This is a genomic window from Kitasatospora sp. NPDC048298 (genome assembly GCF_043201465.1).
Classification (GTDB): Bacteria; Actinomycetota; Actinomycetes; order Streptomycetales; family Streptomycetaceae; genus Kitasatospora.
The window spans coordinates 330498-343537 of sequence record NZ_JBICYZ010000003.1; the positions used below are offsets into that span (position 1 = coordinate 330498).

Consider the following 13040-nt stretch of genomic DNA (forward strand, 5'->3'; position numbering starts at 1 on the left):
CCTCCCCCGTAATGGCCACCCCCGAGGCCATTGTTCTTGAATTGAATCCGCGAAAGACTTTACCGGGGACGCCCACCCTTATGGATCCCCTTGGGCAATATCTTCGCTGTGCGACGACAATTGCTGGAAACGCGGAAGTGAAATCTTCTCTACAGCAGAAAGTCGCCTGCTGCCATCATTGGAATTGCCTGCCCCGTCGGCGTTTCGCGTGGCGTGGGCGGCAGAGATGGCACTGTTGTCTCGGACTGGTCCAGACCTCCCGGGGTCGGGCGGGCTTGCCCGGATGCTCCGGGTCGATCGTGGACTTGTGGCTGCTCAGGGGAACTCTTCCCCTTCCCCAGAGCCGACTTGACGTTATGTTTGGTTCACCAGCGTTGTCAACATCGGTCTCGCCGACTGGTCGGCGGCGGGCGATCCGCGCAGGTCCGCTGGTGGTGGCCGCCATGTCGGCGGGCCAATCGGCGCGGCAATCGACATGCTTCGGAAAGTGGGGGCCGGTTCGCTCCAGGGGGCAGTAGGGGGTGACCCCGACACCCCCTGATCCCTAGCCTCCCAAAGGCGGGGACATGGACCGACGAGCCGGGATCCCGCGTTTCCGAAGGCTTCGATCCCGATCGGATGACTGCGTTGGCGAACAACGAGGACCGACTGCTCGACTATCTCAGGCGAACCACTTCGGATCTGCGCGAGACGCGGCGCAGGCTGCGCGAGTCGGAGTACCGCGCGCACGAGCCGATCGCGATCGTGGGGATGGCCTGCCGGTATCCCGGCGGGGTCGCCACGCCCGAGCAACTGTGGGACCTGGTGGCCGCCGGTGCCGACGCGGTGTCGGACTTCCCGGCCGACCGGGGCTGGGACGTCGAGTCACTGTACGACCCTGACCCCGCGCGGGCGGGCAAGACCTACGCCCGGACCGGTGCCTTCCTGCACGACGCCGCCGACTTCGACCCGGACTTCTTCGGCATCTCGCCGCGCGAGGCGCTGGCGATGGATCCGCAGCAGCGGCTGCTCCTGGAGACCTCCCACGAGGCCTTCGAGGACGCCGGCATCGTCCCCGCGGCGCTGCGCGGCTCTCGTACCGGCGTCTTCGTCGGCGTCATGTACAACGACTACGCGACCCGGCTGCTCTCGGTGCCGGACGACCTCGACGGCTATCTGGCCAACGGCAGTGCCGCCAGCGTGGCCTCGGGCCGGGTGGCCTACACCTTCGGCCTGGAAGGGCCCGCCGTCACCGTCGACACGGCCTGCTCGTCCTCGCTGGTGGCACTGCACTGGGCGGTCAAGGCGCTGCAGTCGGGCGAGTGCACGCTGGCGCTGGCGGGCGGGGTGACCGTGATGTCCACCCCCGAGACCTTCATCGACTTCAGCCGGCAGCGCGGCCTGGCCCCCGACGGCCGCTGCAAGGCCTTCGCCGAGGGTGCCGACGGCACCGGCTGGGGCGAGGGCGCGGGCATGCTGCTGGTCGAGCGGCTCTCCGACGCCCAGCGGCTCGGCCACCGGGTGCTGGCCGTGGTCAAGGGCACCGCGATCAACTCCGACGGAGCCAGCAGCAGGCTCACCGCACCCAACGGCCCCTCCCAGCAGCGGGTGATCAAGCAGGCGTTGGCGAGCGCCGGCGTCTCCCCGGCGGACGTCGACGTGGTCGAGGCGCACGGCACCGGTACCGCGCTGGGCGACCCGATCGAGGCCCAGGCCCTGCTCGCGGCCTACGGCCAGGACCGGCCCGAGGGCCGGCCGCTGTGGCTCGGCTCGATCAAGTCCAACCTCGGGCACACCCAGGCCGCCGCGGGCGTGGCCGGGGTGATCAAGATGGTGCAGGCGATGCGGCACGGCGAACTGCCCAGGACCCTGCACGTGGACGAGCCCTCCAGCAAGGTGGACTGGACGGCGGGCGAGGTTCGGCTGCTGACCGAGGCCCAGGAGTGGCCCGAGAGCGGAAGGCCCCGGCGGGCGGCGGTCTCCTCGTTCGGGATCAGCGGCACCAACGCGCACGTGGTCCTCGAACAGGCCCCGGCGCTCGAACCGCAGACCGAGGCGGACAGCGAGCCGCGGACCGGGGCGCAGGACGAGGCGGAGACCGCGAAGAGCCAGGCGCAGGTCGCCGAGCCGCAGAGCGCCGAGGCCCCGGCGGTGACCCCCGCACCGCGACTGGACGCCGTCCCGTGGCTCCTGTCGGCGCGCACCCCCGAGGCGCTTGCCGAGCAGAAGGGCCGGCTGCACGCCTGGGTCGAGGCCCGCCCCGAGCTGGACCCTGCCGAGGTGGCCTTCTCGCTGGCCTGCGCCCGCTCCTCCTGGGAGCACCGTGCGGTGGCCGTCGGCGGCTCCACCGAGGAGCTGCTGGCAGCCCTGGCCCTGGCTGCGGGCACCGCGGTCGGTAACGGGAAGCTGGCGTTCCTCTTCACTGGGCAGGGCTCCCAGCGCCTTGGCATGGGGCGGGAGCTGTACCGGGCGTTCCCGGTCTTCGCGGCCGCCTTCGACGAGGTATCCGCCTTGCTGGACCCGGAGCTGGAGATCCCGCTTGCCCGGGTGATCGAGGCGGAGCCGCAGCTGCTGAACCGCACCGACTACGCCCAGGCGGCGATCTTCGCCGTCGAGGTGGCACTCTTCAGACTCGTGGAGTCGCTGGGCGTGTGCCCCGACTACCTGGTCGGCCACTCGGTCGGCGAGCTGGCCGCCGCGCACGTCTCCGGCGTGCTGTCGCTGGAGGGCGCGGCCGCCATGGTGCTGGCGCGCGGCGGCCTGATGAGCCGGCTGCCCGCGGGTGGCGCGATGGTGGCGATCCGGGCCACTGAGGCCGAGGTGCTGCCGCTGCTCTGCGAGCGGGTGGGCCTGGCCGCGGTCAACGGGCCGCGCTCGGTGGTGGTCTCGGGCGAGGAGGAGGCGGTGCTGGCGCTCGCCGCCCGGTTCGAGAAGAGCACCCGCCTGACCGTCTCGCACGCCTTCCACTCCCCGCTGATGGAGCCGATGCAGGCCGAGTTCGCCCTCGTCGCCAAGGCGCAGTCCTACGGCGCGCCGGGCATCCCGATCGTCTCCACCCTGACCGGCGCCCTGGCCGGCGCCGAGGAGCTCGGCTCGCCGGACTACTGGGTCGACCACGTCCGCCGACCCGTGCGGTTCGAGCCGGCGCTGCGCGCGCTTGCGGCCCTGGGCGTGCGCAGGCTCCTGGAACTGGGACCGGACGCGGTGCTGACCGCTATGGCGCAGGACTGCCTCGACGGTGACCTGGCGGCCGCCGCGACCATGCGCCGCGACTCGGCCGAGACGAGGGAGCTGCTGGGCGGCCTGGGGCGGTTGCACGCCGACGGCGTGCCGGTCGACTGGGCCGCACTCTTCGAAGGCCGTCGCCCGAACCGGGTCGACCTGCCGCTCTACCCGTTCCAGCGCACCAGGCTCTGGCTGGAGGCCACCGCCGCCGGCGGCGACCCGAGCGGCCTCGGTCAGCTCCCCGTCGAGCACCCGCTGCTGGCCGCGGCGACCGAACTGCCCGATTCGGGCGGGCTGGTGCTGACCGGGCGGCTCTCCCGCTCAGCCCAGCCCTGGCTGGCCGACCACGCCGTGCACGGCACGGTGCTGCTGCCCGGTACGGCCCTGGTGGAGCTGGCGATCCAGGCCGGCGACCGGGTCGGCTGCGCCCTGCTGGAGGAGTTGACGCTCCAGGCGCCGCTGACCTTGCCGGAGCAGGGCGCGGTGGCGGTGCAGGTCGCGGTCGGCGCCGAGGACGCCGGGCGGCGCACGGTCGCGGTGTACTCCCGGCCCGCGGACGCGCCGGACGCTCCGTGGAGTCAGAACGCCGGCGGACTGCTCACCAGCGCCGCCGAGGAGCCGCAGTTCGACCTACGGGTCTGGCCGCCCGAAGGGGCCGAACCCGTTGAGCTGGGCGAGCTCTATCCCAGGCTCATCGGGGTCGGCTACGGCTACGGCGAGGTGTTCCAGGGACTGCGCGCGGCGTGGCGGCGCGGCGAGGACCTGTTCGCCGAGGCCGCCCTGCCCGACCGTGCCCGGGCCACGGCCGCCGCCTTCGGTCTGCACCCGGCGCTGTTGGACGCGGCCCTGCACGTCAACCTGATCGACCTGGGTGACGGCCAGGCGGTGCTGCCGTTCAGCTGGGGCGGGGTCTCCCTGCACGCCGGCGGGGCCGGTGAGTTGCGGCTGCACGTCGCCAAGGCCGGCCAGGACGCAGTCTCGCTGGCGGTCGCGGACGGCACCGGCGCGCCGGTGGCCACCGTTCGCACGCTGGTGGCCCGCCCGGTCTCGGCGGGGCAACTGGCCGCCGGCCCGGGGGAGTCGCTCTTCCGCCTGGAGCAGGTTCCGCTCGACCCCGCCACGGCCGAAGCCCTGCCCGCGGACGTCGTGGTCTGCGGCCCCGACGACCTCGCTCTCGGCGTGCCGGTCCACCCGGACCTGGCGTCGATCGAGGCAGCGCCGAGCCTGATCGTCCTGCCGGCGGCCACGGTCGCCGGTGAGGTGCCCGCCGCGGTGCACGGGAGTGTCGGCGAGACCTTCGCCGTCCTCGGGGCCTTCCTCGCCGACCGGCGCTTCGACCACTCCCGGCTGGCGGTGGTGATCCGGGCCGGTGAGCTCGCCCACGCGCCGCTGGCCGGACTGGTGCGGGCCGCCGAGTCGGAGAACCCCGGTCGCTTCCTGCTGGTGGACAGCGACGGCACTGCGGGCCTGGCCGCCGCGCTGGCCTGCGGCGAGCCCGAGGTCGCGGTGCGCGAGGGGGAGCTGTCGGTGCCCAGGCTCGCCAGGGCGAATCCGGCGCAGCCGCCGAAGTTCGACCCCGAGGCGTACGTGCTGATCACCGGCGGCCTCGGCGGTCTGGGACAGCTGATCGCCCGTCACCTCGCGGGCTCCCACGGCGTCCGGCGGCTGCTGCTGACGAGTCGGCGTGGCGCGGACACCCCCGGCGCGGCCGAGCTGAGGGCCGAGCTCGAAGGGCTCGGCGCCGAGGTCGCGCTGGCGAGCTGCGACGCGGCCGACCGCGGCCAACTCGCGGAGCTGCTGGGCCGCTACCAGGTCGGCGCCGTGGTGCACTCGGCCGGCGTGGTCGACAACGGGATGCTCGCCGCGCTCAGCCCCGAGCAGGTCGAGCGGGTGCTGCGGCCCAAGGTGGACGCCGCCTGGAACCTGCACGAACTCACGCAGGACCGCGAGCTCAGCGCCTTCGTGCTGTTCTCCTCCACCGCCGGCCTGCTGGTCGGTGGCGGCCAGTCCAACTACGCGGCCGCCAATGCCTTCCTGGACGGCCTCGCGGCCCACCGCAGGGCCGTCGGGCTGCCCGCCGTCTCGATGGCCTGGGGCCTGTGGTCCGAGGTCGGCGGCCTGGCCGACCAGGTGGACGCCGCCGATCTGGAGCGGATGCACCGGATGGGCCTGCCACCGCTGCCCGCCGCCCAGGGCCTGGAGCTGTTCGACGCCGCCCTGGCCGCCGAGGACGCCCTCGTGGTGCCGATGCGACTGGACGTCGCCGCGGTGCGGGCCAGGACCGACGGCGTCCCGACGCTGCTGCGCGGACTGGTCCGCGGCGCCTCGCGCCGCGCCGCCGGCGCCGCGGGCACCTCCCGCGCCGATGCGCAGAGCGGCTGGCGGGAGCGCCTCGCCCCGCTGCCGGACGCCGATCGCGACCGCCTGCTGCTGGAGTTGGTGCTCACCGGGGTGGCCGCCGTACTCGGCCACACCTCGGCCCAGGCGCTCGACCCGAACAAGGCGTTCCAGGAGATGGGCTTCGACTCGCTGGCGGCGGTCGAACTGCGCAACCTGCTCGGGACGGCCACCGGCCTCTCGCTGCCCGCCACCCTGGTCTTCGACCAGCCGGCACCGGCCGTCCTGACCGCCTACCTCAAGGCCGAACTCGTCCCCGGCCCGGCCGACCAGGCCCGGCTGATGGTCGCCGAGGTCGACCGGCTCGAAGTCGCGCTGACCGCACTGCCGGACCAGGACGGTTCACACGCCCGGATCACCGCGCGCCTCGAAGCGCTGCTGCGGACCTGGCGTGACACCCACAGCGCGGGCGGCGAGGCGCCGGACGACTTCGACACCGCCACCGACGAAGAACTCTTCGCGACGATCGACAACGAATCTGGAGTCCAGTGATGGTAGACCCGGCCAACGTCGACAGGCTCCGCGACTACCTGAAGCGGGCCACCAGCGAGCTGGAGCGCACCCGCCGCCGGGTGCGCGAGCTGGAGGAGCTCAACCGCGAGCCGATCGCGATCATCGGGATGGCCTGCCGCTACCCCGGCGGCATCCGCTCGCCCGAGGACCTCTGGCGGATCGTCAGCGAAGGCGCCGACGTGATCTCCGGCTTCCCGGTGGACCGCGGGTGGGACGTGGAGAACCTCTACGACCCCGAGGTCGGCAAGCCCGGTAAGAGCTACGTGCGCCAGGGCGGCTTCCTGCACGACGCCGCCGAGTGCGACCCCGCGTTCTTCGGCATCAGCCCCAAGGACGCGCCCGGCACCGACCCGCAGCAGCGGATGCTGCTTGAGACCTCCTGGGAGGCTTTCGAGCGGGCCGGGATCGACCCGCAGTCGATGAAGGGCACCCGGACCGGCGTCTTCGTCGGCCTGATGCACCACGACTACGTGGGCGGCACCATCTCCGGCAGCATCGTCTCGGGCCGGATCGCCTACACGCTGGGCCTTGAGGGACCCGCGGTCACCATGGACACCGCGTGCTCCGCATCGCTGGTGGCCCTGCACCAGGCGACCCAGTCGCTGCGCCGCGGCGAGTGCGAGTTCGCCCTGGTCGGCGGTGCCGCGGTGATGGCCAGCCCCGAGATGTTCATCGAGTTCAGCGAGCGGCGGGCGCTGTCGGCCGACGGGCGCTGCAAGTCCTTCTCCGAGGACGCGGACGGCGCCGCCTGGTCGGAGGGCGCGGGTGTGCTGCTGGTGGAGCGGCTCTCGGACGCCCGGCGCAAGGGGCACCGGGTGCTCGCGGTGATCCGGGGCAGCGCGATCAACCAGGACGGCGCCTCCAACGGCCTGACCGCGCCCAGCGGCCCGGCCCAGATTCGGGTGATCCAGTCGGCGCTGGCCGACGCCCAGTTGTCGCCGAACCAGATCGACGTGGTGGAGGCGCACGGCACCGGCACCAAGCTCGGCGACCCGATCGAGGCCCAGGCGGTCATCGCCGCCTACGGGCAGAACCGGCCCGAGGGCCGGCCGATGTGGCTGGGCTCGATCAAGTCCAACATGGGCCACCCGCAGGCCGCCGCCGGCGTGGCGGGCGTGATCAAGATGGTCATGGCGATGCGCCACGGGGTGCTGCCCAAGTCGCTGCACTCCGAGAACCCCACCACCAAGGTGGACTGGACGGCGGGCGACGTCGAACTGCTCACCGAGTCCCGGCCGTGGGAGAGCGACGGCCAGCCGCGCCGCGCCGCCATCTCCGGCTTCGGGATCAGCGGCACCAACGCCCACACCATCCTGGAGGAGGCCCCGGCCGAGGAGGAGGCGGAGCGGGCGCCGCGCGCCGAACTGCCGGCCGTGCCCTGGGTGCTCTCCGCCAAGACCGCCGAGGCCGTCAAGGACCAGGCGAACCGGCTGATCGCCGCGGCCGGTGACCTCGATGTGCTGGACGTCGGCTTCTCGCTGGCCACCACCCGCGCCCTGCTCACCCACCGCGCCGCGGTGGTCGGCCACGACCGCGCCGAACTGCTGGAGGGGCTGCGCGCGCTGGCCGAGGGCCGGGAGCTGCCGCAGGTCGCCGCCGGCCCCGGCAAGCTCGCCGTGGTCTTCTCCGGCCAGGGCTCCCAGCGCCCCGGCATGGGGCGCGAACTGATCGAGAGCTTCCCCGGGTTCGCCCGTGCCTTCGACGAGATCTGCGCCGAGTTCGACCAGCACCTGGAGCGGCCGCTGCGTGAGGTGGTGCTGGACACCGAGTCCGAGCTGCTGAACCAGACCGTCTTCACCCAGGCCGGCATCTTCGCCTTCGAGGTCGCGCTCTACCGCCTGCTGGAGTCCTGGGGCATCCGCCCCGACCTGCTCGGCGGGCACTCGATCGGCGAGGTGGTCGCCGCCCATGTCGCCGGTGTGCTCTCGCTGAGCGACGCCGTCACCCTGGTCGCCGCGCGCGGCCGGCTGATGCAGGCGCTGCCCACCGGCGGCGCGATGGTCGCCATCCGGGCCGGCGAGGCCGAGGTCGCCCCGCTGCTCACCGAGGGCGCCGACCTCGCCGCGGTCAACGGCGAGCGCGCGGTGGTCGTCTCGGGCGACGAGGAGGCGGTGCTCGCGGTTGCCGCCCGGTTCGAGAAGACCACCAGGCTGAAGGTCTCGCACGCGTTCCACTCGCACCGGATGGACGACATGCTGGAGTCCTTCCGGGCCGTGCTCGACAAGCTGGAGTTCCACCAGCCGCAGCTGCCGGTCGTCTCCAACCTGACCGGATCGCTCGCCGACGAGCTGACCTCGCCCGACTACTGGGTGCGCCACGTACGCGAGGCCGTCCGGTTCCACGACGGTGTACGCACCCTGGCCGCCGAGGGCGTCACCCGGCTGCTGGAGGTGGGCCCAGACTCGGTGCTCACCGGCATGTCCCAGGACATCGTGGCCGAGGTGGTCGCCACCCAGCGTCGGGACCAGGCCGAGGCCAAGGCGCTGCTGACGGCGCTCGGCCGACTGCACGTCAGCGGCCTGAGCCCGGACTGGTCGGCGCTGTTCACCGGCGCCCGCGTGGTGGACCTGCCGACCTACCCCTTCCGGCGCGACCGGCACTGGGAGAACGCCCCGTCCATCACGGCGGCCACTGCCCCGGGCCGCGGCGGCGACGGGGGCGGCGAGTTCTGGGAGCTGGTCCGGGAGCAGGACGTGGCCGCGGTCGCCGCCACCCTCGGCGTGGACGACCAGGCCCCCGTGGCCGCGCTGATTCCGGCGCTGGCCTCCTGGTACGACCAGCGGCAGGCCAACGCCACGGTGGACGGCTGGCGTTACCGCGTCGGCTGGCGGATGCTGCCCGGCTCCGAGGACCGCGCCGCCGCGTTCCGCTGGCTGGCCGTGGTCTCCGAGGCCCTGGCCCAGGACCCGTGGGTCGAGGCCGCGCTGACCGCGCTGCGCGAGCGCGGCCACCAGGTCGAGCTGCTCGCCGTGCCCACGGCCGCGCAGCAGCGCACCGCCCTGGCCGAACTGCTCGATGGTCACGGTGCGGTGGACGGCGTTCTCTCCCTGCTGGCGCTCGACACCCGGGCCGCCGTGACCGCCGCGCTGATCCAGGCACTCGGCGACGCCGGCATCGAGGCCGGGCTGTGGGCCGTCACCCGGGACGCGATGGCCCACGAGTCCTCGGCCCGCCCGAGCGGATTCAGCCAGGCCGAGGTCTGGGGCCTGGGCCGGGTGGCCGCGCTGGAGCACCCCGAGCGCTGGGGTGGCCTGCTCGACCTGCCCGCCGAGCTCGGCCCGCTCACCCTGGCCCGACTCGCCACCGCGCTCACCGCCTACGGCGACGAGGACCAGCTGATCCTGCGCGAGCCCGGCCTGTTCGCCCGCCGCCTGGAGCACGCGCCGGTGCGGCCCGGTGCCCCGTGGCAGCCCACCGGCACGGTGCTGGTCACCGGCGCCACCGGCGCGGTCGGTGCCCGGGTGGCGAGCTGGCTGGCCGAGCAGGGTGCGGAGCACCTGCTGCTCACCAGCCGCCGTGGCGAGGCGGCGCCCGGCGCCGCCGAACTGCGGCAGGAGCTGGCCGCGACCGGCACCAAGGTCACCTTCGCCGCCTGCGACGCGGCCGACCGCGAGAGCCTGGCCGCGCTGCTGGCCACCGTCCCGGCCGAGCATCCGCTGACCGCCGTGATCCACCTGGCCGGCGTGCTGGACGACGGCGTGCTGGACGCGCTCACCCCCGAGCGCTTCGCCACGGTGCTGCGGCCCAAGGCGCAGGCCGCCCTGAACCTGCACGAGCTCACCGCGGAGCTGGACCTGTCGGCGTTCATCCTGTTCTCCTCGCTCACCGCCACCGTCGGCGGCGCCGGGCAGGCCAACTACGCGGCCGCCAACGCCTTCCTGGACGCGCTGGCCGAGTACCGGCGCGGCGAGGGCCTGGCGGCCTCCTCGATCGCCTGGGGACTGTGGGGTGGCGGCGGCATGGCCGACCACGGCGCCGTGCGTGACGCGGGCCGCAACCTCGGCATCTCGGCGATGAACCCCGACCAGGCGCTGACCGCGCTGCGCCGGGCGCTGGAGAGCGGCGAGACCACGCTGACCGTGGCCGACGTGGACTGGACCAGGTTCGCGCCCGCCTTCGGCGCCGCCCGGCCCAGCCCGCTGCTGGCCGACCTGCCCGAGGTCCAGGGACTGGCGGCGGCCGGCGGCGGTGACAACGCGGTCCCCGACGGCTTCGCCCAGAAGCTGGCCGCCCTGACCGGCGGCGAGCGCAAGCGCGCCCTGGTGGACCTGGTCTGCACCCAGGCCGCCACCGTGCTCGGCTACGGCGCGGCCGGCGGGATCGATCCCAGCACCGCCTTCCGCGACCTCGGCTTCGACTCGCTGACCTCGGTGGACCTGCGCAACCGGCTCAGCACCGCCGCCGGAGTGGCCCTGCCGGCCACGCTGGTCTTCGACTACGCGACGCCCGCCGCGTTGGCCGAGCACCTCGGAACCGAGCTGGGCGAGGGCGAGGACGGCTCCTCGGCCGACCTGCTGCTGGCCGAACTCGACCGGCTGGAGGCCGCGTTCGGCGAGCTGAAGGTCGAGGAGATCGAGCAGGGCCGGTTCACGGCCCGCCTGCAGGCGATGCTCAACGGGCTGACCGAGACCCTGTCCGCGGCCGGCGGCGAGTCGGTCGCAGGGCGGCTGGAGAACGCCTCCGCCGACGACGTCTTCGCCTTCATCGACAACGAGCTCGGCACGGCGTGACGACGTGAGCACGACCGCCGCCCCCGCCCCGCACGCCAGGCTGAATCTTCCGCACAGAAGTGGCGACACTCGATGACCAACGATGACAAGCTGCTCGACTATCTCAAGAGGGTCACCGCTGATCTGGCCCAGACCCGGCAGCGGCTGCGCGACGTGGAGACCGAGGAGAAGGAGCCCATCGCCATCGTGGCGATGAGCTGCCGGTTCCCCGGTGGCGTCAGCACTCCCGAGGAGCTCTGGCGGCTGGTCGACGAGGGCACCGATGCCGTCACGGACTTCCCGGACAACCGGGGCTGGGACGGCGCCGCGCTCTACGACCCCGATCCGGACGCGTCCGGCAAGAGCTATGTGCTGCGGGGCGGTTTCCTGCACGGGGCCGCCGACTTCGAGCCGGACTTCTTCGGCATCTCGCCGCGCGAGGCGCTGCTGATGGACCCCCAGCAGCGGCTGCTCCTTGAGGTGGCCTGGGAGGCGCTGGAACGCGGCGGCATCGCGCCGGACTCGGTACGCGGCGCCCGGATCGGGGTGTTCGCGGGCACCAACGGCCAGGACTACCGCGACGTGCTGGCGAAGCTGCCGAAGGACCCCGAGGCGGCGCTCGGCACCGGCGTGCTGGCGGCGGTGATGGCCGGCCGGATCTCCTACACCCTCGGCACCGAGGGGCCCGCGGTCACCATCGACACCGCGTGCTCCTCGGCCCTGGTCGCGCTGCACCTGGCGGTGCAGGCGCTGCGCCAGCGCGAGTGCACGCTGGCGATGGCCGGCGGTGTCTCGGTGATGTCCACCCCGGGAGCGTTCATCGCCTTCAGCCGTCAACGCGGGCTCTCCCCGGACGGCCGGTGCAAGTCCTTCGCCGACGGGGCGGACGGCACCGGCTGGGGTGAGGGCGCCGGGATGCTGCTGCTGGAGCGGCTCTCGGACGCCCGGCGCAACGGGCACCGGGTGCTGGCCGTCATCCGTGGCTCCGCGGTGAACCAGGACGGTGCCTCCAACGGGCTGACCGCGCCCAACGGGCCGTCCCAGCAGCGGGTGATCCGTCAGGCGCTGGCGAGCGCGGGGCTGTCGGCCGCCGATGTCGACGTGGTCGAGGCGCACGGTACCGGTACCACGCTGGGCGACCCGATCGAGGCGCAGGCGCTGCTGGCCACTTACGGTCAGGGCCGTTCGGCGGATCGGCCGTTGTGGTTGGGGTCGGTCAAGTCGAACATCGGTCACACCCAGGCGGCGGCCGGTGTGGCCGGGGTGATCAAGATGGTGCAGGCGATGCGCCACGGTGTGCTGCCCAAGACCCTGCACGTGGACGAGCCCTCCGGCAAGGTGGACTGGTCGGCGGGTGAGGTCCGGCTGCTGACCGAGGCCCGGGCCTGGCCCGAGGTCGAGCGGCCGCGCCGGGCCGGGATCTCCTCCTTCGGCGCGAGCGGCACCAACGCGCACACCATCATCGAGCAGGCCCCCCTGGAGGAGGCCGCCGAGCGCGAGCCGGGCAGTGCGCCCTCGACCATCCCGTGGCTGCTCTCCGGGCGCACCCCCGAGGCCCTGCGCGAGCAGGCGCGGCGGCTGGCCGCTGTGGCGGACACGCTGGACCCGGTGGACGCCGGCTTCTCGCTGGCCACCACCAGGACCGCCCAGCAGTACCGGGCCGTGGTGCTCGGCCGGGACCGCGAACAACTGCGCGGCGGCCTGAACGCGCTGGCCGAGGGTGCGCCCGGGGTGCTCCAGGGTCGTACCGTCAAGGGGCTGACGGCCTTCCTGTTCACCGGCCAGGGCTCGCAACGCCCGGGTATGGGCCGGGAGTTGTACCAGGAGTTCGAGACGTTCCGGCAGGTCTTCGACGAGGTCTGCACTCACTTCGACGGCGGCCTCAAGGACCTGGTCTTCGGTGCCGACGCCGAGCCGCTGGACCAGACCGCCGTCACCCAGTCCGCCCTCTTCGCTTTCGAGGTGGCGCTGTTCCGGTTGTTGGAGTCCTGGGGTGTGGTGCCGGACTTCCTGGCGGGGCATTCGATCGGTGAGGTGGCGGCCGCGCATGTGGCCGGGGTGCTGTCGCTGGCGGACGCGTGCCGGTTGGTGGCGGCTCGGGGTCGGCTGATGCAGGCGCTGCCGGCCGGTGGGGCGATGGTGGCGGTGCGGGCGAGTGAGGCCGAGGTGCTGCCGTTGCTGACCGAGGGGGTCGGCATCGCGGCGGTCAACGGGCCG

3 protein-coding genes are annotated in these 13040 nt (G+C 73.5%); all 3 read left to right on the forward strand.

From position 1 onward, the window contains the following. Positions 1-618 precede the first annotated feature (618 nt). Entirely contained in the window at positions 619-6093 is a 5475-nt protein-coding gene (locus ACGF0D_RS04300; protein ID WP_392913924.1) for an SDR family NAD(P)-dependent oxidoreductase, read from the forward strand. After that, positions 6093-10844: a type I polyketide synthase gene (locus tag ACGF0D_RS04305; protein WP_392913939.1), complete on the forward strand. Its 4752-nt coding sequence runs from the start codon at positions 6093-6095 to the stop codon at positions 10842-10844. The genes ACGF0D_RS04300 and ACGF0D_RS04305 overlap by 1 nt, the downstream gene beginning before the upstream one ends. 72 nt (positions 10845-10916) lie before the next feature. Next, the coding region (locus tag ACGF0D_RS04310; protein WP_392913925.1) for a type I polyketide synthase at positions 10917-13040 on the forward strand (2124 nt) is incomplete at its 3' end.